Source organism: Microbacterium sp. I2 (assembly GCF_051364985.1).
Taxonomy (GTDB): domain Bacteria; phylum Actinomycetota; class Actinomycetes; order Actinomycetales; family Microbacteriaceae; genus Microbacterium.
Genome location: NZ_JBLWIH010000009.1, coordinates 308126 through 332841, shown reverse-complemented (window position 1 = coordinate 332841; position 24716 = coordinate 308126). Strand labels below are relative to the sequence as shown.

At 68.9% G+C, this 24716-nt stretch carries 21 protein-coding genes and 1 pseudogene; 9 read left to right on the top strand and 13 right to left on the bottom strand.

Annotated features, from left to right (window positions below; all coding sequences use genetic code 11):
• Positions 1-23: 23 nt before the first annotated feature.
• Complete coding sequence (locus ACLKM7_RS08595) at positions 24-1757, top strand: FAD-dependent oxidoreductase (RefSeq protein WP_436446733.1); 1734 nt, start codon at positions 24-26, stop codon at positions 1755-1757.
• Positions 1758-1807: 50 nt separating this feature from the next.
• Here the strand turns inward: ACLKM7_RS08595 and ACLKM7_RS08590 are convergent, their stop codons facing one another.
• The gene (locus ACLKM7_RS08590) at positions 1808-2776 is read right to left on the bottom strand and encodes a squalene cyclase (RefSeq protein WP_436446732.1); all 969 of its coding nucleotides are present in this window, start codon (positions 2774-2776) and stop codon (positions 1808-1810) included.
• Between the two features lie 63 nt (positions 2777-2839).
• Positions 2840-4279, bottom strand: coding sequence for an MFS transporter (locus tag ACLKM7_RS08585; protein ID WP_436446731.1), 1440 nt, complete (start codon positions 4277-4279; stop codon positions 2840-2842).
• Positions 4280-4373: 94 nt separating this feature from the next.
• On the opposite strand from ACLKM7_RS08585, the gene ACLKM7_RS08580 reads away from it, so the two are divergent.
• Positions 4374-4742: a MarR family winged helix-turn-helix transcriptional regulator gene (locus ACLKM7_RS08580; RefSeq protein WP_436446730.1), complete on the top strand. Its 369-nt coding sequence runs from the start codon at positions 4374-4376 to the stop codon at positions 4740-4742.
• 4 nt (positions 4743-4746) lie between these two features.
• Here ACLKM7_RS08580 and ACLKM7_RS08575 read toward each other — a convergent pair whose 3' ends face one another.
• From ACLKM7_RS08575 to ACLKM7_RS08565, 3 genes are all read right to left on the bottom strand, one after another.
• Positions 4747-5247, bottom strand: a complete 501-nt coding sequence (locus tag ACLKM7_RS08575) for a nucleoside deaminase (protein ID WP_436446729.1) — start codon at positions 5245-5247, stop codon at positions 4747-4749.
• A gap of 103 nt (positions 5248-5350) precedes the next feature.
• Positions 5351-6187 carry a class II glutamine amidotransferase gene (locus tag ACLKM7_RS08570; RefSeq protein ID WP_436446728.1) on the bottom strand — a complete coding sequence of 279 codons (837 nt, stop codon included), beginning with the start codon at positions 6185-6187 and terminating at the stop codon, positions 5351-5353.
• Between the two features lie 168 nt (positions 6188-6355).
• The gene (locus ACLKM7_RS08565; protein WP_436446726.1) at positions 6356-7228 is read right to left on the bottom strand and encodes an SDR family NAD(P)-dependent oxidoreductase; all 873 of its coding nucleotides are present in this window, start codon (positions 7226-7228) and stop codon (positions 6356-6358) included.
• Positions 7229-7370: 142 nt separating this feature from the next.
• Between ACLKM7_RS08565 and ACLKM7_RS08560 the strand changes: the two genes are divergently transcribed.
• Complete coding sequence (locus tag ACLKM7_RS08560) at positions 7371-8579, top strand: MFS transporter (RefSeq protein ID WP_436446725.1); 1209 nt, start codon at positions 7371-7373, stop codon at positions 8577-8579.
• 64 nt (positions 8580-8643) lie between these two features.
• Here the strand turns inward: ACLKM7_RS08560 and ACLKM7_RS08555 are convergent, their stop codons facing one another.
• The 4 genes from ACLKM7_RS08555 to ACLKM7_RS08540 are packed head-to-tail and all read right to left on the bottom strand — an operon-like array spanning position 8644 to position 13931.
• A complete protein-coding gene (locus tag ACLKM7_RS08555; RefSeq protein ID WP_436446724.1) occupies positions 8644-10722 on the bottom strand; it encodes a glycoside hydrolase family 2 protein in 2079 nt (692 codons plus the stop codon).
• A 2-nt stretch (positions 10723-10724) separates the two neighbouring features.
• Positions 10725-11636 (bottom strand): carbohydrate ABC transporter permease, encoded by a 912-nt coding sequence (locus ACLKM7_RS08550; RefSeq protein WP_436446723.1) that lies wholly within the window; start codon positions 11634-11636, stop codon positions 10725-10727.
• A 2-nt stretch (positions 11637-11638) separates the two neighbouring features.
• Positions 11639-12556, bottom strand: a complete 918-nt coding sequence (locus tag ACLKM7_RS08545; protein WP_436446722.1) for a carbohydrate ABC transporter permease — start codon at positions 12554-12556, stop codon at positions 11639-11641.
• Positions 12557-12569: 13 nt separating this feature from the next.
• Complete coding sequence (locus ACLKM7_RS08540) at positions 12570-13931, bottom strand: ABC transporter substrate-binding protein (protein ID WP_436446721.1); 1362 nt, start codon at positions 13929-13931, stop codon at positions 12570-12572.
• A 151-nt stretch (positions 13932-14082) separates the two neighbouring features.
• Between ACLKM7_RS08540 and ACLKM7_RS08535 the strand changes: the two genes are divergently transcribed.
• On the top strand, positions 14083-15132 hold the full coding sequence (locus ACLKM7_RS08535; RefSeq protein WP_436446720.1) for a LacI family DNA-binding transcriptional regulator: 1050 nt from the start codon (positions 14083-14085) through the stop codon (positions 15130-15132).
• A gap of 29 nt (positions 15133-15161) precedes the next feature.
• A complete protein-coding gene (locus ACLKM7_RS08530) occupies positions 15162-16079 on the top strand; it encodes a helix-turn-helix domain-containing protein (RefSeq protein WP_436446719.1) in 918 nt (305 codons plus the stop codon).
• Between the two features lie 54 nt (positions 16080-16133).
• Here ACLKM7_RS08530 and ACLKM7_RS08525 read toward each other — a convergent pair whose 3' ends face one another.
• Both ACLKM7_RS08525 and ACLKM7_RS08520 read right to left on the bottom strand, forming a co-directional pair.
• On the bottom strand, positions 16134-17435 hold the full coding sequence (locus ACLKM7_RS08525; protein ID WP_436446718.1) for an ABC transporter permease: 1302 nt from the start codon (positions 17433-17435) through the stop codon (positions 16134-16136).
• A complete protein-coding gene (locus ACLKM7_RS08520) occupies positions 17432-18130 on the bottom strand; it encodes an ABC transporter ATP-binding protein (protein WP_436446717.1) in 699 nt (232 codons plus the stop codon). Before ACLKM7_RS08520 ends, ACLKM7_RS08525 begins: the two co-directional genes overlap by 4 nt.
• Positions 18131-18283: 153 nt before the next feature.
• Between ACLKM7_RS08520 and ACLKM7_RS08515 the strand changes: the two genes are divergently transcribed.
• The 4 genes from ACLKM7_RS08515 to ACLKM7_RS08500 all read left to right on the top strand — a co-directional run bounded on the left by ACLKM7_RS08515 (position 18284) and on the right by ACLKM7_RS08500 (position 21770).
• The gene (locus ACLKM7_RS08515; protein WP_436446716.1) at positions 18284-19492 is read left to right on the top strand and encodes a sensor histidine kinase; all 1209 of its coding nucleotides are present in this window, start codon (positions 18284-18286) and stop codon (positions 19490-19492) included.
• Entirely contained in the window at positions 19492-20172 is a 681-nt protein-coding gene (locus tag ACLKM7_RS08510) for a response regulator transcription factor (protein WP_436446715.1), read from the top strand. Before ACLKM7_RS08515 ends, ACLKM7_RS08510 begins: the two co-directional genes overlap by 1 nt.
• Before the next feature lie 132 nt (positions 20173-20304).
• Entirely contained in the window at positions 20305-20748 is a 444-nt protein-coding gene (locus ACLKM7_RS08505) for a DUF6069 family protein (RefSeq protein WP_436446714.1), read from the top strand.
• A gap of 62 nt (positions 20749-20810) precedes the next feature.
• Positions 20811-21770 (top strand): zinc-binding dehydrogenase, encoded by a 960-nt coding sequence (locus ACLKM7_RS08500; RefSeq protein WP_436446713.1) that lies wholly within the window; start codon positions 20811-20813, stop codon positions 21768-21770.
• Positions 21771-21998: 228 nt separating this feature from the next.
• Here the strand turns inward: ACLKM7_RS08500 and ACLKM7_RS08495 are convergent.
• Positions 21999-23282 (bottom strand): annotated as a pseudogene (locus ACLKM7_RS08495) (aldehyde dehydrogenase family protein); the annotation flags it as partial.
• Complete coding sequence (locus ACLKM7_RS08490) at positions 23279-24547, bottom strand: iron-containing alcohol dehydrogenase (protein WP_436446712.1); 1269 nt, start codon at positions 24545-24547, stop codon at positions 23279-23281. The pseudogene ACLKM7_RS08495 and the gene ACLKM7_RS08490, both read right to left, overlap by 4 nt.
• Positions 24548-24716 lie beyond the last annotated feature (169 nt).

Genomic DNA, 24716 nt, shown 5'->3' with positions numbered 1-24716 from the left:
ATGCGGAAACCTAGCGTTTAAGGGTGACCACTTCAGAACGTCAGCTGTCCACCACCGTCCTCGTCATCGGCACCGGCGGGTCGGGGCTGCGAGCCGCCATCGAACTGGCCGAAGCCGGTGTCGATGTGCTGGCCCTCGGCAAGCGACCCAAGTCGGACGCCCACACCTCCCTGGCCGCCGGCGGGATCAACGCCGCCCTCGGCACGATGGATGCCGCCGACACCTGGCAGCAGCACGCGGCCGACACGCTCAAGGAGAGCTACCTGCTCGCCAACCCCGAGACGGTCGAGACCGTCACGAAGGGCGCTGCCCAGGGCATCGACGACCTCGAGCGCTACGGCATGCCCTTCGCCCGCGAGGAGGACGGCCGCATCTCACAGCGCTTCTTCGGCGCCCACACCTACCGCCGCACCGCGTTCGCCGGCGACTACACGGGCCTCGAGATCCAGCGGACTCTCATCAACCGTGCCGCCCAGCTCCAGGTGCCCATCCTCGACACGGTGTACGTCACGCGCATCCTCGTGAACGACGACGGCGCCGTGTTCGGGGCGTACGGATTCGATCTCGAGGACGGCACGCGCTACCTCATCCACGCGGATGCCGTCATCCTGGCCGCGGGCGGGCACAACCGCATCTGGCGCCGCACGTCGTCACGGCGCGACGAGAACACCGGTGACTCGTTCCGCCTCGCCGTCGAGGCCGGTGGCCGGCTACGCGACCCCGAGCTCGTGCAGTTCCACCCCAGCGGCATCATCGAGCCCGAGAACGCCGCCGGCACGCTCATCTCCGAGGCCGCCCGCGGCGAGGGCGGCATCCTGCGCAACGGCCTCGGCGAGCGATTCATGCACAAGTACGACCCTGAGCGGCTCGAGCTCTCGACACGCGACCGCGTGGCCCTCGCGTGCTACACCGAGATCAAGGAGGGCCGCGGCACGCCGAACGGGGGCGTCTGGCTGGACGTGTCGCACCTGCCCCGCGAGGTCATCATGACCCGCCTCCCCCGCGTGTACCAGACGATGCTCGAGCTGCAGATGCTCGACATCACCAAGGAGCCGATCGAGATCGCGCCGACCGCGCACTACTCGATGGGCGGCGTATGGGTGCGCTCCTCCGACCATTCCACAGACGTGCCCGGCCTCTACGCCATCGGCGAGGCATCGTCGGGGCTCCACGGCGCCAACCGCCTCGGCGGCAACTCGCTCATCGAGCTGCTGGTGTTCGGGCGCATCGTCGGTCAGGCCGCGGCCGAGTACTCCGCGTCACTTCCGGCGCAGATCCGCTCCAAGACCGCGATCGAACAGGCCCGGACCGAGATCGCGCAGCTGCTCGCGGCATCCGGAACCGAGAACGTGCGCGCGCTGCAGCGTGCGATCCGCGACACCATGACGGAGCACGCCGGCGTGGTGCGCGACGAACAGGGGCTTCTGACCGGGCTCGCCGAGCTCGATGCGATCGAGGCGCGCATGGCCGACATCGGGGTGCACCCCGACATCGCCGGCTACCACGACCTCGCCCACGCGTTCGACCTGCGCTCGGCCGCCCTGGCCGCGCGGGCCACGCTCGAGGCGGCGCTGGAACGGCGCGAGACGCGAGGCTGCCACAACCGCAGCGACTACCCCCAGCTCGACCCCGAGCTGCAGGTCAACCTCGTGTGGTCGCCGACGACGGGTGTCGTGCGTGAGGAGATCCCGCCGATCCCCGCCCACATCGCGGATCTCATGCACGAGGTCTCGGTCGCGGGAAAGCTCGTCGAGTAGCCGGATCCCGACGGGTGACGGATGTCGCGGCCCGGTCATCGCGCGCCGCTTCAGGCGGCGGCATCCCACCAGTCCAGCACTCGCGTGCCGATCAGCGTGAGCCACCGCGAGGGCTCGCCCTCGGCGACGTCGGTGTCGAACCAGACGCGGCCCGCGAGCGGTGTGGTCTGCAGCCAGGTGCCGTCCGGCTGCCGTGCGGATCGCACGAGCTCCACCGCCTCGGCGAGCCGTGGGTCGGGAGGCGTGCCTTCGAGCAAGGCGACATCGCGGAAGTGGTCCAGGGCCGCGAGGGCGCTGTAGCGGTGGCGGTTCGGATAGACGAAGCGACTGACGAAGTCCCCCACGGGCTCGCCGGTCGTCGCACGGAAGATCAAGCGGCGCGAGAGCAGGTACTCCTCGCCGCTGTGGCGGGCGTCGCGCATCGAGGTGTCGCCGGTCATCCGCTCGTACGCGAGGATGCCGCGCGCCGCGTTGAGCGTGGAGTGGAACGACGAGCGCACCGAGTCCCCCTCCTCCGCCTCACAGTTCCACCCGCCGTCCGCGAGACGGTGCTCGGGGAACCAGGCGACCAGTCGCGACACATCCGCACCGAGCCAGGCACCGCTTGCGAGCGTGTAGGAGTTGATGCAGACATCGACCTCACCGCCCCAGTACGGCAGGTCGTCGTACTCCCACCGGCTGTTCGCTGCGAGCTTCTCGGCGGTTCCGGCGAGAGCCGCGGCATCCACTCCCCATTCCCGCAGGTCTTTCAGCACCCACGTCGTCGCGACCCAGGGCTGTCCGGGCTCCTCCGCCTCGGGGCTGCCGAAGAAGCCGGCCGGGAAGAAGGCTCCCCCCGCCCACTGACCGTCGTCGCCCTGTTCGGCCAGCAGCCGGGCACCGAATCCCTCCGTCGCGACGCGCGCTCGGGTCGCCTCCCACACCTCGGGCGGAGCGCCGGCGAGATCGCGTTGGACTTGCCAGCGCAGGGCAGGGTCCGAGTCGAGCAGCCAGTCGAGAACCCGCTGGTCCGTGGTCATGCCTGCAGGGTATCCGCGTCCGCCGACATGCGGCGGCCGGCTTCGCCCGACTCGGACCGCCCCCTACCTCCGCCGGGCGGCCCGCCGCGCCGGTGCGAGGGCGACCGCGAACCCGGCGAGGGCGACCGCCGTCGACAGCACCAGTCCTGGCCGGAAGGCGTCGAGCATCTGCGCGGCACTGGCATCCGCGGCGTGCTCGCCGCCGGCGATGAGCGCCGTCGTCACGGCGAGTACGAGCGCCGCGCCCACCTGAGAGCTGCTCTGTACGAGGCCTGCGGCCAGACCCTGTTCGTCGTTCGAGATCCCCGCGGTGGCGCGCTCCTGAATCGCGGGGAAGCCCAGCGCGAAACCTGCACCCAGCAGCAGGACCGACGGCAGGATGTCGACGGCGTACAGCGGATCGGTGCCGACTCGCAGGAAGAGCAGGTAGCCGAGCGAGAGCGCGCCGAGGGCGACCGTGATGAGCAGCCGTGAGCCGAACCGGTCGATCAACCGGTCTGCGAACGGCGCCGTGGCGACGACCACCAGGCCCGCCGGCAGCAGCGCGAGGGCCATGCTCAGCGGCGGCCACCCGAGCACCGACTGCAGGTAGATCGTGAGGATGAACTGGAAGCTCACATACGAGCCGAACAGGGCGATCGCGCTGATGTTGGCCCGCGCGACGAAGCCTTCGCGCAGGATGCCGAAACGGATGAGCGGATGCCGCACCCGCAGTTCGATCATGGCGAACGCCGCGAGCACGACAGCCGCTGCGACGAGTCCGAGGATCGTCTGAAGCGAGCTCCAGCCCACTTCCGGCGCGGAGACCACCGTGTAGACCAGGGTGAGCATGCCCACGGCCAGCGTCAGCGCACCCCAGATGTCGTGGCCACCGGTCTTGGCGACGCGATCCCGCGGGATGAAGAACAGTCCCAGCACCAGCGCGGTGACGGCGAACGGAACGGAGAACAGGAACGTCCACCGCCAGCTGAGAGACGTCATCAGACCGCCGACGATCAATCCGAGGGAGAACCCACTCGCCGCGAACGTCGTGAAGATCGAGATCGCCCGGTTGCGCGACGGCCCCTCGGCGAAGTTGGTCGTGATCAGCGAGAAGGCGGCCGGCGCCGTGAACGCCGCCGCGATGCCCTTCACGAACCGCGAGGCGATGACGATCGCGGGATCGCTCACGAGACCTCCCGCGAGGGAGGCCGCGGCGAACACGGCCAGGGCGATGAGGAGGATACGGCGGCGGCCCAGCAGGTCGGCCAGACGCCCGCCCAGGAGGAGCAGACTGCCGTAGCCCAGCACGTACGCCGACACCATCCACTGCAGGGTGCCGGTCTCGAGCGACAGTTCGGTTCCGATGGCGGGGAGCGCGACGCCCACCATCGAGACGTCGAGCCCATCGAGGGCGATGACGATGCAGACGACGAGCAGCAGCAGCCACGTGCGTGTCGTCCAGGGCTGCGCTCCGGAGGCGGGGGTGATGGCGGGGGTGATCCGCGCGGTCGGTGAAGTCACTCGGTCAAGATACATGCTTCGTCATAGGTTGCGTCAACATTGAATTCTGCTGCATGTAATGCGTGCACATGAATAATTCGGATACGATGTGGGCATGGCTCAGAACGATGTGGTCGAGCGCTGGCGATCGCTGCAGTCCGCGTATCTCTCGACGGCCTCGGTCCTCGAGCGGGCACTCGATGAGCGCTGCGATCTCGGGCTCAGCGAGTTCGAGATCCTCGACCTGGTCGCCGAACAGCGGCAGGACCCGTGCCTGATGCGTGATCTCGTGCAGCGCACGCCAATGACGCAGAGCGCGCTCTCGCGCATCGTCGACCGGCTCCAGAAGGCCGGGCTCGTGGAGCGCATGGAGTGCGGATTCGATCGTCGCTCGATGTTCGTCGGGGTGACGGAGAAGGGCGCCAAGGTCCACGCCGAGGCGCAGCAGCTCTACCGGTCCCTGCTCGCCGACGAACTGGGCTAGATCCTCAGCCTCCCTGGCCCCGCCGGGCAGCGCGCTCGTGAAGCGCGTACATCTGCCGCTCGAATGCGGGCACGGGCGTGGTGACGGGTACTGCTGGGGCCACGAAGGCGGCGGGCAGCGCGCGCACCGGACCGGCAGGCAGTCCCCACGATGCCCGCCAGCCCACCAGCTGCTCGCTCGAGACTGCGGCGACGATCCGTCCCAGGCCCGCCCAGGCGTGCGCTGCCGCGCACATCGGGCAATGCTCGCCTGAGGTGTAGACGGTCGACGACGCGCGCTGATCGGGCGTCAGGTTCGCGATCGCCCATTGCGCGAGGTGAAGCTCGGGGTGGGCGGTCGGGTCGCGGTCGGTCGTCTCGCGGTTCACGGCTTCGGCGAGCGCGACCCCCTCGCGGTCGACAAGCACGGAGCCGAACGGGTCGTCGCCGGCTTCGAGTGCGAGTTCCGCGAGCTCGACGCAACGCCGGAGGTACTGGTCATCGAGCGGTGAGGTCTGTGCTTCCAAGGTCTGCCCTTCTCCGGCACGTCGTCGAGCCGTGGGCGCCATGCTACGTCGCTCAGCTCGCTGGTACACCAGGAGGGCGTCGTCTCACCGGCTGCCGGATCGCCTATGCGGGCAGGAAGTCCGCGTGGTGATACCCCGTGGAGTCGAGCACCGCCACCGCCGACTCGGGAACCTCGAGGAACACGCCCGGCAGGTCGTTCAGCGGCTCGGATACGATGACCTGCGCGTGGTCGCCGAACGCCGACAGACGCTCGACGTCCGGGTACATCGTCCGCAGAGTCGGCACATCTGCCGAGTGGAACAGGGTCCGCGAGCGCCCTTGCGACGAATAGCGGAACGCCCACACGATCTCACCATTCGTCACGGCGACCGTCCCCTGCATCGGGAACTGCACTCCGGCCGCGTGTCCGGCCTCCTCGACTCGGCGGATCGCCGCGCCGACCGCCGCAATCGGATCGTCCTCGAGGGCGTAGGTGAGCGCCAGGTGAAACAGCACTTCGGAATCGGTCGTCCCTTGAAGGAGGGGGAACAGCGACGGATCCACGGCCAGCAGAAGGTCGCGCTTGATCTGGCTGAACCCGGCGATGAAGCCGTTGTGCATGAAGAGCCAGCGCTCGTGCCGGAACGGATGGCAGTTCGTCTGCTGGATCGGCGGGCCCGCGGCGGCGCGCACGTGCGTGAAGAAGAGAGGGCTGCGCACCGCCGAGCTCACCTCGCGCAGGTTCTGATCGTTCCACGCCGGCTCGATGCTGCGGAAGACCGCCGGATGCGCGGAGTCTGCCGCATCCGCCGGGTACCAGCCGAACCCGAACCCGTCGCCGTTGACCGTCTCGGCGCCCAGCGGAGAGTTCAGCGACATAGCCACGACCGAGTGCTGCGCGTCGAGGATGAGCGTCGACGGCTGCAGCGCCTCACCGGTGTATGCCAGCCAGCGACACATGCTGCCTCCCGAACCTCGTCGGCACCGGGACGCACTGACTCCGCCGCCGTGTGCTCGTCATCGTAGGGCCGATCCGAGGGTGCCGATAGGCCCGCGGCATCCGTCACCGTGCCCGAACTCCCAAGGCCGCGACGGCGACGCGACACCGGAGGCGCCGTCCTCCACTGGTCAGAACGCCCGCACGGCAGGAGGCATCCCCGGAAAGTCGGCTGACTCGCTCACCGGGGCCCACCTCTCGACGTCGGCGAGGGAACGCTCGTACGCCCGGGTGAGGTTGCGGACCGCCTCGGCCCCGAGCGGCAGACGCACGGGGGCGTCCGGCCGCGAGAGCACCTCGCGGATGACCGTCGCCGCGCGAGCCGGGTCGCCTTCCTGCGCCCCGTCGACATCGGCCAAGTTGGCGCGGACCGCCCCGATGACGCGGTCGTACTCGGCATGCGGCTCGGCAGTGCTGAGCACTCCGGCGGCGTTGAACGCGGTGCGAAAGCGACTGGGCTCAACGATGAGCACGCGGATCCCGAACGGGGCGACCTCGCCCGCGAGAGCCTCCGACCACCCCTCGAGGGCGAACTTGCCGGCGGAGTAGCTGCCGACGCCGGGGAACGACATCCGCCCGCCCTGACTGCTCATCTGCACGATCGCGCCCGACCGCTGTGCGCGCAGATGCGGGAGGACCGCCCGCACGTAGGCAGCCGGACCGAAGAGATGCTGCTCGAGCATGTCGCGCAATGCGGCATCCGTCACCTCTTCCGCGGCGCCCACCTGGCCGGTGCCCGCATTGTTGACGAGCACGTCGATGCGGCCGAACGCGTCGACGGCACGCTCCACCACGGCCGGGGCGCCGTCGGAGTCACGCACATCGTGCTGCACCGCGACGATCCGATCGCCGAATCTGGCGCTGAGTGCGTCGAAGCGGTCCGCCCGGCGCGCGGTGCCCACCACCTGCTCGCCGGCCTCGAGGGCAGCCTCGGCCAGGGCCAGGCCTAGGCCCGAGCTCGCTCCGGTGATGAGCCAGGTCTTCGTGCGGTCGCTCGTCGTCATGCCCCACACGGTACGGGGTCGAGCGCACTCGAAGGCAAGCTGCGGCACCGCGACACCGCCCGCGCAACTCCCGCGGACGATCGGTCGGATGCGGCGGACGACCGGTCGGGCGGAGGCACTGTGTCGATGCGACGGTGGGACCATGCCCACGACCGCCTCCATTCCCGTCGCCCCCGCGTCGTCCGTCGATAAGCTGCGCTACGGCGGGCTCATCGCCATGATGCTGATGAGCTTCCTGCTCGTCACCGCCGAATTCCTCCCCAACGGAGTGCTCACCGAGATGGCGGCGGGACTCGGCGTGAGCCCCGGGCAGGCCGGACAGACCGTCACGGTCACGGCGCTGGTGGGCCTGGTCGTCGCGCCCACCGTCGGGCTCGTCTTCCCGCGGCTGGACCGTCGTTCGCTGCTCACGTGGATGGCCGTCGCCGCCGCGATCTCGAACCTCGTGGTCGCGATCGCCCCGAACCTCGTGATCGTGCTCCTCGCCCGCTTCTTCCTGGGCGCGGCCATCAGTGCGTTCTGGGCGATGTCCATCACGGTCGCCGCCCGCATCGCGGGCCCCGACCGACTCGGACGCGCCGTCATGTTCTCGTCCGCCGGAGCATCCCTCGCCACCGTCGCGGGCGTTCCCATCGGGGTCATGCTCAGCACGATGCTCGACTGGCGCGTCGTCTTCGCGCTCGCCGGCGTCGTCACGGGCCTGCTCGCGATCGCGATGCGGGTGCTCCTTCCGTCGGTGCCGCCGGCGCCGGCGTCGAGCTTCGCGATCCTCGCCGACACGGCGCGCCGGCCCGGGATCACGCTCGGCCTCGTCGGCCACGTCCTCGTCGTGCTCGGTCACTTCCTGGCGTACACCTACATCCGGCTCGCGCTGGAGCGCATGCAGGTCGGGGACGGGGCGGCATCCGTGGATGCCGGGACCGTCGTGCTCTTGCTGGCGCTGTTCGGCGCGGGCGGCCTGATCGGCAACATCGTCATCGGCATGGTCGTCGACCGCTCCTTCGCGTTCTTCGCGGTGCTGACGCCGCTCGTGATCGCCGCATCCGTGGCCGCGATGCTGCTGCTGTCGGGCTCGGTGGCCGCGATCGCCGTCGTCGCGTTCGTGTGGGGCTTCTTCTTCGCCTCCTGGCTGATCGTCGTGAACACGTGGATCGGTCACCGCATGCCCGATCGCCTCGAGGCCGGTGGCAGCCTCGTCGTGGTGGGCTTCCAGGGCGCCATCGCCATCGCCGCGGCGCTCGGCGGGTTCCTCGTCGACAACGTCGGAGTGGAACTGGTCTACGTCATCGGCGCGGGGATGCTCGTCGTCGGAGCGGGACTCTTCGGCGCCTCCAACCGCGCCCGAAGCTGACCCTGCGGAGACAGCGGCCACGCCTTTCCCCGCAGTCCCCGCGTGGGCGCACGCCTCCCGAGCGCTACTCCTCCGCCCGCGCGCCGCGCCTGTTCGGCGCCTCGACGTCGGCTGTATCCAGGAACGTCCGCGCGATCACGGTGCCCGCGTCATCCGTCGCCCAGATCAGGAACCGTCCCGGTGCCGGTGATGCGGGAACAGCGAGCGTCACGGCACCCGAAAGCTCGAACGGCTCCGCCGTCACGACAGCGGACGACACCGCAGGCGCACGGACTGAGCCGGCCGGAGTCCCGGCGGCTGCCCACACTCCGTGCACAGTGACGGTGACGGAAGAGCGCCCATGATGAGACACGTGCACGTCGAGCCCGAATTCGGCTACCGGCAGCGCCAGATCTGCTCCGGCCTGGGCGGGAACGAGGTCGAGCACGAGCACGGTTTCGGCGTTCACATGCGCGGGGACGGTTCCGCCCCAGTCCTTGGTGCGCCGATCCTCGGTCAGCAGCCCGGCGCACTCGTGCTCGACGTCGGAGAACTCGGTGTAGACGTACCCGGAGTACCGGTCGTGACGGCGGAGCTCCTGCGTCTCCCACCGCAGATGCCAGGCCCGTTCCAGGCTTGTGAACCCCTCGCCGTACTCGCTGTTCAAGATGGGCACGCCGCTTCGCGCGAACTCGTCAGAGCTGTAGAACGACTTGTCGACGACGAAGTCCGGGCCGAGCCGGACCGGGAACGCCTCGCGTGCTCCGGAGGCGAGCTCGGCCACAGCCTGCTTCCACGTCGCGATATCCGGCTCGTAGTAGTGCCAGTCGACGAGGTCGCTCTTCACATGCGCCCAGCCGGAGTTCTCCACGATCGGCCGCGAGTCGTCGAGCGCACGCAGCAGGTCGTACGCGCGGACTGCCGCCTCTGCCCGTGCGGCGCTGCCGGGGATGTCCCAGTCGAGACCCCATTCCTCGTTGTAGAGACCCCAGATGACGATGCTCGGGTGATTCCCGTCGCGTTCCACCATCGCCGGCAACTGCGCCTCGAACGCGGCGGCCGCAGCATCCGAGAAGCGGCTCGGGCAGGCCGGCTCGGCCCACACGAGCATCCCGGTGACATCCGCCTCATGCAGCCAGATCGGATCCTCGAACTTCAGATGCTTGCGCACCAGGTTGTAGCCCAGCTGGCCCGCCAGGGCGATGTCACGCCGAAGCGCCTCGGCATCCGGCGCGGTCAGACCCGTGTCGGGCCAGTAGCCCTGATCGAGCACGCCTCGCACGTACAACCGTGACCCGTTCAGCAGCAGCTCCTCGCCGTGGGTCTCGATGCGCCGGAGTCCGGTCGTCGCGACCACTCGGTCTGCCGTCGCGCCTTCTCCGACGATGATCTCCACGTGGTACAGGTGCGGATCGTGGGGCTGCCACAGCCGCGGCTCCGCGAGCTCGATCCGTCCGATCGCGCGGCCTGCCGCATCCGTCACCAACTCCACCGAGGCCTCCCCCGCCCGCGCGCGCACGACGGCACCAGCCACCGCATCGCCCGCGACCGAGACCGCGACATCGATTCCGGTCAGGCTGTCTCCACGCAGCGACACCGAACGCGCGTAGGTGCGCCCGCGTGCTTCCAGCCACACCGACTGCCAGATGCCCGAGGTGGGCGTGAACGACACTCCGTCGTAGTCGTCGCGGGGGATCGACCGCTGCTTGCCGTGGACGATCTGACGCTTGTCGGCCGGCGCCTCGACCTCGACGCTGAGCTCGGACGCAACCCCGGGAACCATGAACTCCGTCACGTCGAATTCGAACGACTCATAGCCTCCGACGTGCTCGCCGACGAGCGTGCCGTCGATCCGCACGACAGCACGGTGATGCACGGCGCCGAAGCTCAGCACGAGCCGGCGGTCGCCCCACGCGGCCGGCACCAGGACGGAGCGACGGTACCTCCCGCGCTCCAGCCACGGGCGGCGGATGCCCGACGCCTCGCTCTCCCAGGCGAACGGCACCATGATAGGCGCCTGGATCCCGTCGGCCTCGAAGTCCCAGCGCCCGTTGAGTGTCAGCCAACGCTCCGATCGGTCGCGATCCGGGCGCGGGTACTCGGGGCGAGGAACCTCCTCGAGAACGGGTGCCTCGAGAGGAGAGGAGGTGATGGGAAGTGACACATTCAGCCTTTCACGCTGCCGGCGAGGATGCCGTTGATGAAGTGGCGCTGGAGCACGATGAAGAGCACCAGCAGGGGGATGAGGGCGATGGAGCTCGCGGCGAGGAGCTCGCCGGTGACGGTGGCGTAGTCGGCGCCGATCCGGTTGCCGGTGATGTTCTGTGCGAGTGTCGACAGCACAACCTGAAGGGTCGCCATCTGCTCGGAGCTCGCGACGATCACCGGCCATACGAAGTCGTTGTAGATGTTCATGATCGTGAGCACGGCCAGACCCGCGAGGCCCGGGCGGATCACCGGCACGATCACCCGCCAGAAGATCCCGAACTCGCTGCAGCCGTCCACGCGCGCCGCGTCGAGCAGTTCGTCGGGCACGGCACTGATGACCTGCCGCATCCAGAAGATCGCGAACGCATCGATCGCGCCGGGCAGGATCAGCGCCTGATACGTGTTCACCCACCCGAGAGTCTTCATCTCGAGCAGCAGCGGGATGATGAGAACGATCGTCGGCAGCATCAGCGTGACGAGGACCGTGCCGAAGATCAGGTTCTTGCCGACGAAGTCGTACTTGGCGAACCCGAACGCCGCCAGCGGGGCGAAGAACAGCGTGATGCCGCCCTTGACCACGAGCACGATCGCGGTGTTGAGGAACCCGTGAGCGATCGGCACGTCCTGGAACATCGCGGTGAAGTTGTCGAGCGTGAACGTCGTCACGTCGAAACCCAGGGGGTCGCGGATGATGTCGTTCGGCTGTTTGAACGACGACACGATCGCCCAGGCGACCGGTGCGAGGAACCCGATCAGCAGGAGCATCAGGAACGCGTGCGAGCCGATCCGGGGACTCGTCTTGCGCGGGCGGCGCTCGAGAGGGATGGATGCCGCTGCGGTGGTTGCGGGACGGAGGAGAGTGCCGGTCATGATCAGTCCTTGGCTCGCAGCATCCGGACGAAGAAGAGCGAGAGCACCATCACGAGAATGACCAGGAGGAAGGAGTTCGCCGCTCCCGTACCGAGGTCTCCCCGCGTGATGTGGTTGTAGAGGTAGTAGCCCGCGGTCGTCGTCGAGTTGTAAGGCCCGCCCTGCGTGACCACGAACGGTTCGGCGAACATCTGGAACACCGCGAGGGTCTGCAACACCACGGCGAACATGATGGTGCGGCGCAGCAGCGGCACCGTGATGCTCCACAGCTGCCGCAACCGCGAGGCGCCGTCGAGCTCGGCCGCCTCGTACATCGACTGGTCGATGGACTGCAGACCGGACAGCAGGATGATCACGATGAACCCCGTGGTCTTCCAGAGGAACAGCAGCGCAAGGGTCGGTTTCGCCCAGGCGCTCGTCGTGAGCCAGCCGATATCGGGGATGCCGAACGCGCCGAGGAGCGCGTTGACCGCCCCGTACTGCTGGTCGAAGAGCACCACCCAGATCTGCGCGACGGCCACCAGCGGAGTGACGAACGGCACGATGAACGCGACCCGGTAGAGACCGCGGAGCCGCAGCTTCGCCGAGTTCAGCAGTACGGCCACGACGACGCCCAGCACGAGCTGTACCGGGACGATCAGCAGCCACAGCAGGGCCGAGTTGCCGAGCGAGTTCCAGAACGCCTCGCTCGCGAGGAGGTACGCGTAGTTGCCCCAGCCCACCCACTCCGCGGCACCGGCCCCGCGCCAGTTCGTGAAGCTCAGCCGCGCCGTGAAGATCAGCGGGTACACGCTGAAAGCGGCGAAGATCACGAGGAACGGCAGCACGAAGAGGTACGGCGCCGAGCGTCGTCGCAGCTTCGCCGCGCCGAAGCGACGCGCGCGCTGCGGCAGCGCGGAGGGGAGGGCGGAGGTCGTCATCTCGGAGAGCCTGTCACTGCCTGTCGATGAGGTTGGTCTGGATGCCGTCGGTCGAGCTGCTGATGACCTCGGCGGGCGTGAGATCGCCGTCAAGCATCCGCTGCAGGTCGTTGCCGAGGTAGTCGACGGCGCCGTTCCACCACGACGGGATCGCCGTGCCGCTCGGGATCTGCGAACCGGCCTCGGTGGCGACGGCCCACAGGTCCTGGCCGCCCAGCGCTTCGATCGGCTCGAACAGGGGCGTCGACGGGTCGGCCGCCGGCGAGTACGCGGGGATCGACGTGTTGAGCCCGCTCGGGTAGATGTCGTTCACGCCCCAGACCGCGCTGTAGCCGGCCTCGTCGTACATGAGGAACTCGTAGAACAGCCACGCGAGGTCGGCGTTCTCCCCGTCCTTCGGCAGGACGAACGACGAACCGCCCATCGCGCCGCTGCGCGCGCCACCTTCCGTCCACGCCGGCAGCGGCATCGCCCGCCAGTCGCCGCTCGTCTCGGGCAGCAGCTGCTGTGGAGCGAAGTCGAACCAGATCGCCCACGGGTAGAAGACCTGGTTGCCGTTATCGAGGTCGGCGATGTCGGTCGGGCTGAGGTACTCGGCCCGCGTGCCGAGACCTTCCTTCTGCACGGTGTCGAGGAAGGTCAGGATCTGCTCGTACTCGTCGCTGTCAAGGCGCAGTTCCCCGTCGGAATCCGCGATCGAGGTGCCGAGCTGGCTCGCGTACATCTCGAGTTGAAGCTGTCCGAGGAAGGGACTCTGCTCCAGGTGGATCGGCTTCGAGCCGGGCTTCGCCGCCTGATACTCCTTGGCGGCGGCGAGGAGATCGTCGTACGTCTCGATCGTCGTCGCGTCGATGCCGACCGCTTCGAGTGCAGCGGCGTTGTAATACAGCAATCCCGGGTTCAGGTCGAAGGGCACGCCATAGATGCCGCCGGCGACCGTGGTGGCGTCGATCTTCTGCGGAGCGATGTCATCGATGTACGGCTCGAGCACGTCGGTGACGTCCCACAGGTGCTCGGCGTAGCCGCCTACCAGCGCGTCGTCGAGGAACACGCCATCCGGCACGTCGGTGCCGGTGATGAGGGTGTTCTGCAGTTTGGCGTTGATGTCGACCGCCTCGTGGTTCACCGTGATCTCGGGGTACTTCGCCTCGAAGTCGTCGATCACCGCGTCGAAGACCTCGTAGAGGTCGCCGGAGCGATCCCAGATGGTGATCTCGCCTGCCGGCTGCTCAGCGGCGGGTGCCTGGAGCCGGTCGGATGCCGACTCGTCGCCGGCCGTGATGTCGGGGCCGCAGCCGGTGAGCGCGAGTGCGACGACGGCGAAGCTGCCGGTCACGACGACGCGGAGAGCGGTCCGGCTCGGGTGGCGGTTCATGGACACTCCTTTGTGTGTGGAACTTCTGTGTGTGGACGTCGGGTGAGGCGCGGTGGTCTTCGGCGGGTCGCAGTGATGGTCTGCCACTGTTTGCCAACGTATGCAAATTGTAACCCATGTTTGCACACGTTGCAAACGGTAGGATGGCGGGATGCCGGCCACACTCCGCGATGTCGCAGAACGCGCGCAGGTCTCGATGCGCACCGTGTCGAACGTAGTGAGCGGATATACCCACGTCAGCGAGCGAATGCGTGCGAGGGTGCTGGCGGCGATCGAAGAGCTCGACTACCGCCCCAACCCCGTCGCGCGGACACTGCGCACCGGACGCACCGGGATGCTCGCACTCGTGGTGCCTGAGATCGACGTGCCGTACTTCAGCGAGCTCGCCCGTGACGTGATCGACGCCGCCGCCGAGGTGGGATACCGCGTCATGATCGACCAGACCGGACACGACCATGAGCGCGAACGGCAACTGCTCACCGGGGAGGATCGCACGATGCTCTTCGACGGGCTGCTGTTCAGCCCGTTGGTCACGAAGTCCGAGCTGCTGGCCATGCACGGATCGATGCGGATGCCGCTGATCCTCCTGGGCGAGCACGACTTCGACGGGCGCTACGACCACGTGGCCATCGACAACGTCGCCGCCGCGCGAGATGCCGTGAACCATCTCATCGCGATCGGACGCACCCGGATCGCAGCGATCGGTTCCCAGCCGCTCGAAGAATACGCGACCCCGCTGCAACGCTCGGCCGGATACGAGTCAGCACTGGCAGATGCCGGATTGGAACGGCATCCCGGCTACGTGACGACCGCCGCACACTACAGCCGCAGTGATGGCTACGCCGCGGCCCGCGCCCTACTCGAGCTCCCCACCCCACCGGACGCGATCTTCTGCTTCTCCGACCTGCTCGCCATCGGCGCCATGCGCGCCGTGTTCGACGCGGGCCTGCGTGTACCTGAGGACATCGCGGTGATCGGCATCGACGACGTCGAGGAAGGGCGCTTCTCACGACCGACGCTCAGCACGATCTCGCTCGATACCCCGTTCATCGCGCGAGAATCCGTCCGCCGGATCATCGCACGAATCGAAGACCCTGCGCTTCCGGCCACAGAGATCGTCGCCCCCCACAAACTGCTGGTGCGCGAAAGCACCGCCACATCGTCAGCGAGGGGTGACGGCATCCCCGTCCTGCAGGAATAGCCACCGCCGCCCGCACGTTGCGGCTTCGCATGGCGGTGGTCGATTCGAAAGCCCTGACCGAGGTGCTCTCCTCCATCGAGGTGCGCATGGGGGTCGCGCGGCGTCTGACGCTCGAGCCCGCCGGCACGCTGCCGATCGCCGCTGATGCGGTGACGCTCGTCTACGTCGCGGAGGGCGCAGTCCACGGGCATCCCCCTCTGGGTACCGGATGCCGCCTCGATGTCGACCGCGCGTCGCAGCGGATCTGGGCCACCGCTGCCGGAGACCGCTCGCGCCTCGTCGCCGGCGACGCGCTCATCACCCTCGGCAGCCGGCGGTTCGTGCTCGAACCCGACGCCTCGGCATCGCTCGTCGTGTTCGAGTTCGAGCTGTCCGACGTCGCGCACGGGCTGGCCACGGTCGTTCCCGATGTGGTGACGGTGACGGATTTCGCGGGCCTCGAACCGGCCGCGGCCGCACTGGCGGCGAACATGGGCTTCGCGCACAACGCCAGCGCCGCTCTACGCTCGGGCGACCCCGTCATCTGCCGCATGATGGCGACGACCGTCCTGCTCTCGGTGATCCGCGCGTGGGCCGAGAACGGGTGCGCGCCCGAGGGCTGGCCCGCCGCGTCGAAGGATCCGTTCCTCGACCGCGTCGTCGAAGCGATCCACGACCAGCCCGGCCGGGACTGGACCGTCGAACTGCTCGCGTCCGTGGGTGCGATGTCGCGCTCGGTGTTCGCCGAGCGCTTCCGCGCCACGGTGGGGAGCACACCGGCCAGCTACGTCACCGAAGTGCGCATGAACACTGCGAAGCGGATGCTTGAATCAGGGCTCCCCGTATCGACGATCGCGCGCGAGCTGGGCTATTCCTCCGACGAGGGCTTCAGCCGCGCGTTCCGTCGCAGCGTCGGGATGCCGCCGTCGGCGTGGCGTCAGACGCGCCACGCCCCGGCCCTCGCGTAGCGCTGAACGCATGGATGCCGGACACCCGAACCGCTGGGCGCCCGGCATCCCGCCTCACTCGTATCGGAGTGACGTCACCGGATCGGCGCGCGCCGCCCTGGCAGCCGGCAGCGTGCCGGCGAGGAACGCGATGCCCATGACAGCCACGATGATCAGGGCGACGGAGACCGGATCGAAGGCGATGAGCGTCAAGCCGGGCAGGCTCGTGAGAAGACCGCCCGAGAGCGCGGAGCTGACCACGCCGCCGACGAGGATCCCGATGACCACGCCGATGGCGCTGCCGAGGAACCCGATGAAGGCCGCCTCGAGGCTGAACAGCGAGAAGACGCGGCCGCTGCCCATCCCCATGGCCTTCATGAGGCCGATCTCGCGAGTGCGCTCCTGCACCGACATGAAGAGCGTGTTGACGATGCCGAAGCCGGCCGCCAGCAGCGCGATGATCGCGAAGGCGTTGAGCACCAGGACGATGCCGTCGATCACCGCGGTGACGGCGCCGAGCTGATCCGCGACGGTGGTGCCGGCGAATCCGGCGTCGGCCAGCCGATCCTTCAGCGCGGCGATCTCTTCGTCGGTGGCGTCGGGGCTGAACCAGATGCTGGCCTGCGCGTACCTCTCGGTCTCGTCGGTGGGCAGCCCGGTGCTCTGCGCCGCATACAACGCATCGGTGAGAGCGTCGTTCGTCGTGACAGAGACACCGGCCGGAGATGCCAGCGCCTCCTCGGCGACGCCGACGACGGTGGCGTCGATGACGTGCTGGGCGCGGTCGGCGTCGGTCACCGCGATCGACACCGTCTGCCCCACCGCAGCCTCGTCGGTGTCGAATCCCAGCGGCTCGACGTACGAGACGGGGATCAGCACCTGCAGTTCGCCCGCCGCGTCGTCGAGATCCTCGCCGGCCGCCAGCTGCACGGACTGACCCTCCACGAGAGCCCCGACGCTCAGCACGAACCGGTCGCCGTCACCGGCCTGGATGTAGTCGGGCGAGATGGACTTGGTGGCCTGAACGTCCAGGACGCCGTCGACCTCGGCCAGCGTGTCGAGGTCGGCCGGTGTCAGCGCCGAGACCGTGGCACCGTCGAAGCCGCCGGAGGCGACGGCATCCGGATCGTACTCAGCAGGTCCGGAGTCCTCCTCGGCCGATGCCGCCGCCTCGGAGTTCTTCGTCACGGTCATCACGTCCTGCGCGCCCACCGCGGTGAGCGTGTCACCGATGTAGGCGTTGATGCCGGTGCCGAGCCCGTTGGTGAGCGTCAGCGTGAAGGCGCCGACGAAGATCGCAAGGACCGTCAGGGTCGTCCGGGTCTTGGAGCGGAACGTGTTCGACACGGCCGACCGGACGAGATCGAGCGTCTTCATGCCGCCACCGCCACGCTGTCGTGGACGACGAGCCCGTCCTTGAGCGAGATCCGGCGGTCGCAACGGGCGGCCAGGTCCTCGTCGTGCGTGACGACGATCAGGGTGATGCCGTGTTCGCGGTTGAGGGCGAACAGGATGTCTTCGACCACCGCGCCGGTCTGGCTGTCGAGGTTGCCGGTGGGTTCGTCGGCGAACAGGATGCGCGGATTGTTCACCAGGGCTCGGGCGATCACGACGCGCTGCTTCTGCCCTCCGGAGAGATCGGCGGCCTTGCTGCCGGCTTTCGTCTCGAGCTCGAGCTGCTCGAGGGCGGCGAGAGCGCGTCGTCGTCGTTCCGCTCGACCGTAGCCGGCGATCTTCATCGGCAGGACCACGTTGTCGAGCACCGTGGTGTCGCCGGTGAGGAAGAACTGCTGGAAGACGAAGCCGAACGTCCGGTTGCGCGCGCGGTTGAGCCGGCTGCCCCGGAGCGTGCCGGTGTCGACGCCTTCCAGCTCGATCGTGCCGGACGAGGGAGCGTCCAGCAGAGCCATGAGATGCATGAGCGTGGACTTGCCGGATCCGCTCTTGCCGACGATCGCGACGCTCTCGCCTTCATGAACGTCGAAGCTCACTCCCCGGAGCGCGTCGAATCGGTTCTGGCCGCGGCCGTAGGACTTGTGCACGTCGGTGACCGACATGATCGGGATGCTCATGGGACTCCTCAGGATCGGGGTGGAACTCCAGCGTCGTCCGGACGCGTTCGCGGCACGTCCCCCGGGCGCGGGCACTTCGATACCGCGGCTGCGGTACCCCATGTGCCCCCGCGGGATGATGCGCACCGCCCTGCACTGCCCCACACTGGACACGTGAACGCGACCACGGACGGACGAGATCCCTGGTCGCCGACGAGAAGACGGATGCTGACCAGGCATGTGCTGCGATGGGCGGGGGACGCCCTCGCGGTTTTCCTCGTCGTCTCGTCGGTCTTCCTTCACGGCCCGCAGCAGGCACCCCCCTCGGCGTCCGTGGTGGCGGTGATCGCCGTCGTCGCCGCGGCTCTTCTGCTCCTGTTCCGGCGACGATGGCCCATCCCGGTCCTCGCGGGCTGCGTCGCGCTCTACGGAGTCGCCTCCGTGACCGGCACCGTCGCTCCCGGCATCATCCTGGCCGTCGCCATCGCGATGTTCGGGCTCGCGAACCGGTCCACGCGGCGCATCACGATCATCGCCGCGGCCATCACCGCGGCCGCGGTGTTCCTCCTCAGCGTGCTCGGCGCGGTCGTGAGCGCCGCCGACCCGCGGATGGTCCAGTTCACACTCGCCGTCGCGTTCGCCGCGGCGGCGGGCGACGCCACCCGGTCCCGCCGCGAGTACATCGTCGCGGTCACAGAGCGAGCCGAGCGCGCCGAGCAGACCCGTGAGGCAGAGGCCAGGCGCCGCGTCTCGGAGGAGCGTCTGCGCATCGCCCGCGACCTGCACGACACCGTCGCACACCAGATCGCGGTGATCAGCCTGAACGCCGGCGTCGCGTCGTCGTCGCTGGAATCACCCGAGCGGGCACAAGAGGCGTTGAGCACGATACGCAGCGCCTCCCGCACGGTACTCGGCGAGATCGGCGCTCTGCTCGCCCTGCTTCGCACCGAGGATCCGGATGCCGCGACCATGACACCGCCGTCGGGCCTGGGCCGGCTCGACGAGCTGGTGGAGCAGTTCGCGCAGTCCGGATTGGCGGTCCATCTGCGCGTGGAGGGCGATCCCGGCCGCGTCTCGGGCGCAGCGGACCTGGTCGCGTACCACGTGATCCAGGAAGGGCTCACGAACGCCCTCAAGCACGGCACCGACCAGCGCGCTCACGTCCTCGTCGAGGTCGCCGATGAGCAGGTGACGGTGGTGGTCACGAATCCCAGCATCCCCTCTGCGCACGATGCCCGGCGCGACACCGCAGCAGGCGCGGGCCACGGTCTGATCGGGCTGAGGGAGCGCGTCGCGTCGGTCCGCGGCGTCGTCGAGACCGGGACGACGGCGAGCGGCTACCGCCTCGCGGCCACCCTTCCCCTCGCGAAGGAGCGACCCTGATGACGCGCGTGCTCGTGGTGGACGACCAGCCGCTCATCCGCCAGGCCGTGTCCGGCATCCTGAATCAGGCCGAAGGGATCGAGGTCGTCGGCGAGGCCGCCACCGGTGTGGCCGCCATCGCGCAGGCGGCGCTTCTGCTGCCCGACATCGTGCTGATGGACATCCGGATGCCGGAACTCAACGGCATCGACGCCACCGCATCGATCTGCAGCGACCCGGCGCTCGCGCAGACCCGCGTCCTGATCCTGACGACGTTCGAAGAGGACGAGTACGTGCTCGCTGCTTTGCGTGCCGGCGCCAGCGGCTTCATCGGCAAGGGTGCCGAGCCGGACGAGATCTCGCGCGCCGTCCGCGCCGTGCACGCGGGCGAGTCGCTGCTGTCGCCCCTCGCGACGAAGGCGCTCATCGAGAAGTACGTGCGTGCGTCGGGCACGCCGCCCGATCACCGACCGCTGCGCACGCCGCCAGAGCTCGACCAGCTCACCGACCGCGAGCGTGAGGTGCTCGTCCTCGTCGCCCGTGGACTCTCGAACACCGACATCGCGACCGACCTGTTCATCTCGCCTCACACCGCGAAGACGCATGTGAACCGGATCATGATGAAGCTGCACGCGCATGACCGGGCGCAGCTGGTGATCCTCGCCTACGAAAGCGGCCTGCTCCGCCCGGGGGCCGCCTGACCCGAGGCCGGAATACCGCGAGCGCAGTACCGGGGATACGCCCTCGAGGGGACGCGCGCGTCTCGCCGCGCCGGGAGCCTGGATTCACCGTCGCAGAGCGTCTCGCGACGGCATCCGATCCAGGAGGAGAGCATGTCCACGACACTGCCCCGCACCTACAGTCCGACCGTCGCGGTCCCACTGTCCATCGCGATCGTCGCCGTCCTCGCGAGCGCCGTCAACTCCGTGCTGGCGCTCGTCGGCAGCGCCGTCGGCGCCACCGGTCCCGGGCTGCAGCCGATCGCGTATCTCAGTCTGACCGTCGTCGCTGCGATCGGCGGTGCGGTCGGCTGGCACCTGATCGACCGGTTCGCGAAGCGTCCCCGCCGGGTCATGCGCTGGCTGGTCCCGTCGTTCCTCGCCGTGTCGTTCGTACCGGACATCCTCATCGGCGTCACCACCGGAACGGGTGACGGATGGCTCTACGCGGCCGTTCTCATGAGCATGCACGTCATCACGATCACGATCGCCATCCTCACCTACCGGCGGCTCATGCCCCTCTCGGACCGCGAGGACGCCCGCGACACCACCGCATGAACCCGGGACATGCCGGCCCACCCGACACACCACCCATCACATTCCGATCGACAGGAGATGCCATGAATACCATCCGAGCCGCGCTCGTCGAGACCTACGGCGAATCGCCCCGCTACAGTTCCATCCTCGAACCCCGTCCGGAAGCGGGCGGCGAGGTCGTCGACGTGCTCGCCGTGGGCGTGCACCCCGTCACACGAGGTGCCGCCGCAGGCCTGCACTACGCCAGCCCCGACCGGCTGCCTATGGTCCCCGGCGTGGACGGCGTGGTCCGCCGTGCCGACGGCTCGCTCGCGTTCGTCATCGCCCGCGACAGCGGAACCCTGGCGGAGCGGATTCTGCTCAACCCGGCCCGCGCGATCCCCGTACCCCGGGGCGCCGACCCCGCGATCGTCGCCGCCACCATGAATCCGCTCATGTCGTCGTGGGTCGTCCTGCGAGCCCGGGTGCCCTTCTCCCCGGGACAGTCGGTGCTCGTCCTGGGCGCGACCGGCAACGCCGGCTCCATGGCCGTCAAGGTCGCCCGGTACCTCGGGGCCGGACGCGTCGTCGCCGCCGGGCGCAACCGCGCGCGGCTGGACGCTCTTGTGGACGACGGCGCAGACCATGTCGTGCCGCTCACCTCCGACATCGAGGCCACCGGCACCGCACTGGCCGCTGTCGCGGCCGACGTGGACGTCGTGCTCGACTATGTGTGGGGCGCACCCGCCGAGCACGCGATGCGTGCGATCCTGTCGGCCCGCACCGACCCGGCCCAGGTCCTCGACTGGGTCCACATCGGAAGCACGGGTGGCGCCGCCATCGCTCTCGACGGCGCCGCGATCCGCTCGCACGCGCTGCGGATCAGCGGCAGCGGATTCGGGTCGGTATCGCCGTCCGTCTACCGCAGGGAGCTGCCCGATGCGGCAGCCGCCGTCGCGTCGGGGGCGCTCGTGATCCAGCCGCGCCGATACGCACTGGCCGATGTCGAAGAGGCCTGGGCGCACGTGGACGAGCCCGGCGAGCGCACCGTCATCGTCCTCTGAACGGCCCGGTCTGACCACCGGCGCGGGGAGCTGCGGCTTGAGGACATCGCCACGGGTCCACATCACGGATGAGGGCATCGTCAGGCGTCGAGGCCGTCGAGAGCGATGTATTTCTCCTCGAGGTACTCCAGGATGCCGACGGAGCCGCCCTCGCGGCCGAGGCCGCTCTGCTTTCGCTCCGCCGAAGGGCGCGGCCGGGTCGCTCAGCACCCCGCGATTGACGGCCACCATGCCGGTCTCCAGTCGATGCGCGGTCCTCAGGGCGAGATCCTCGGGTCCGAAAACGTACCCGACGAGACCGAACTCGGTGTCGTTCGCCTGCTGCACCGCATCGTCCACATCTTCATAGCCGATGACCGCCGTCACCGGACCGAAGATCTCGCGCCGCGTGATCGTGTCACCATGCGACACACCGTCGAGAAGGGTCGGCGGGTAGAACGCCCCGGCCATCACGGGATCGCCGCCGGTGACAAGTCGCGCACCCTCGGCGACAGCTGCATCGACGAGCTCGGCGACTTTGTCGCGCTCGGCGACCGACACCATCGCCCCGAGCGTGTTCTCGCGATCGAGGCCGGGTCCCGTGCGGACAGCGCGGAGTTGATCTGCCATGCGCTCGACGAAGGCCTCTCGCAGGCTCTCGTGCACGTAGAAGCGGTTCGCCGCGGTGCACGCCGACCCTCCGTTGCGCATCTTGGCCAGGAACGCCTGCGGTACGACACGATCAAGATCTGCACCGGGCAGCACGATGACCGGTGCGTTTCCGCCGAGTTCCATGGATGCGCTCACGATCGTGCCGGCACACTCGCGCAGCAGTTCCCGCCCGACTTCGGTGGATCCCGTGAACGAGACTTTGCGCACCGCGGGATGAGCGATCATCTCCGCGACGAGCGGCCCCGTCGGGACGGGCGTGACGAGGTTCACCACTCCGCGTGGCACGCCGGCACGTCTCAGCACATCGACGATGTACGCCGCGGTGAGGGGTGTCTCGCGGGCAGGTTTCAGGATCACGGTGCACCCCGCTGCCAGTGCGGGTCCGAGCTTGCGTGTCGCCATGGCGGCGGGGAAGTTCCACGGCGTGATCAGCAGCGCCACCCCCATCGGTTCGTGCGTCACGAGAATGCGTTTATCGGCAGCCGGAGAGAGCCTGTAGTCGCCCGACACCCGGACCGCCTCCTCCGCGAACCAGCGAAAGAACTCGGTGGCGTAGTTCGCCTCCGCGACTGCGTCGGGCCAGGATTTTCCGTTCTCACGGACCATGATCTCGGCGAACTCGTCCCGTTCGGCGCGCAGGATCTCGAAGGCGCGGTACAGGATCTCGGATCGCGCCCGTGGAGTCGTGCGCGCCCAGGCGGCAAAGGCGGTCTCCGCCGCGGTGACCGCATCCATGCAGTCGTCCGATGTCGCCGCCGCGAATCGCTCGATGACTTCGCCCGTTGCGGGGTCGATGACGGGAAGTGTGTCGCCGGCGGATCCGTCACGCCACAGACCGTCGATATGCAGCTGTGCGATCATCGCGATGCTTCCGCCGCCGCAGACGATACCGGGCGCCCGCCGTCACCCCGAAGCAGGTCGCGATCCCCGGCGATGGCCGCACGCACGATGTTCCGGATCGCGTTGCGGTCCGCCTCGATAGGGGCGATCCCGAGAAGCCTCGTCACTTGCAGAGTCAGCTCGACGACGCGCTCCTCGTCGGCCTGAGCCACGCCGAGTTCGGCCAGCGACACGGGCAGACCGACACGGGCGCAGAGCCACGCGACTTCGTCGACCGCGTCCTGGGCACGCTCGGGGATGCCGCCGCCCTGCCCGCGCCCCATCGCTTCCCCGATCCTCGCGAGCATCTCGGGCACAACCCCCACACACGCCTGGAGGACGTAGGGAAGGAGGGTGCCGGTCCCGAGACCGTGTGGAGTGTGCGTCATGGCTCCGATCGGGTACTGGATGGCGTGGCTCACGTGCGTTCCCGCCGAGCCGAACGCGATCCCGGCGAGCAGACTGCCCCGCGCCATGTCGATGCGCGCCGAGACATCCCCGAGGTCGTCCACCACCCGAGGCAGAGCGCGATGGATCAGCGTCACCGCTTCGAGCGCCAGTGGTTCGGTCAAGAGGTCGCGCCCGACGAAGACCGGGAGAACCGCCCTGTGCTCCGGGCGCAGAGCTCGTGCGGTCAGAGACTCGACCGCGTGGACGAACGCGTCGATACCGGCGTAGACGGACACCGATCTCGGCGCTGCCATCGTCAGCTCTGGGTCGACGACGGCGATTCGCGGAATCAGGTGCGGACTGGAGACTCCCACCTTCAACTCCCGGTCGGGGTCGGAGAGGACGGCCACGGGGGTGACTTCACTCCCCGTCCCGGCTGTGGTCGGAATCGCGACGATGGGGAGGACGGGTCCAGGCACGCCGTTCTCACCGTAGTAATCGGGGAGCGAGCCGCCGTGCGCGCACAGCAGTGCCACCAGCTTCGCCGCGTCGAGTGCGCTGCCGCCGCCGTACCCCACGACAACCTGGGGACGGAAGGCGATCGCGTGCTCCGCTGCGCGAGCAACCGCCGTGATCGGCAGCTCCGCGGGAGTGTCGGAGTGCACTTCGACATGCCCGCAGACGAGCATCAGCCCATCGACCATGTCGCGAAAGTGTGAAGTCGTCGCAAGAACCGGGTCGGTGACCACGAGCACGCGGTCGCCGAACCCGGCCACGAGTTCAGGAACCGCCGCGCGTGCTCCCCACCCGAAACGCACCTCCGTCGGGAGGCGCATCAGCCCGAGCCCCTGGGTCACGTCGGAACCCCCGGCCGCAAGCGATTGTTCCTGTGCCTGCCTGACCACATCTGCCACCCGTCCATCTCCTACCGCTCTGGCCGCCCCTGCACCGGATCTGGAGTTCCGGGAGGAGTCACACTTCTTGCTTACCATATTGTGAACCATGTGATCGCATGTTGACCGCACC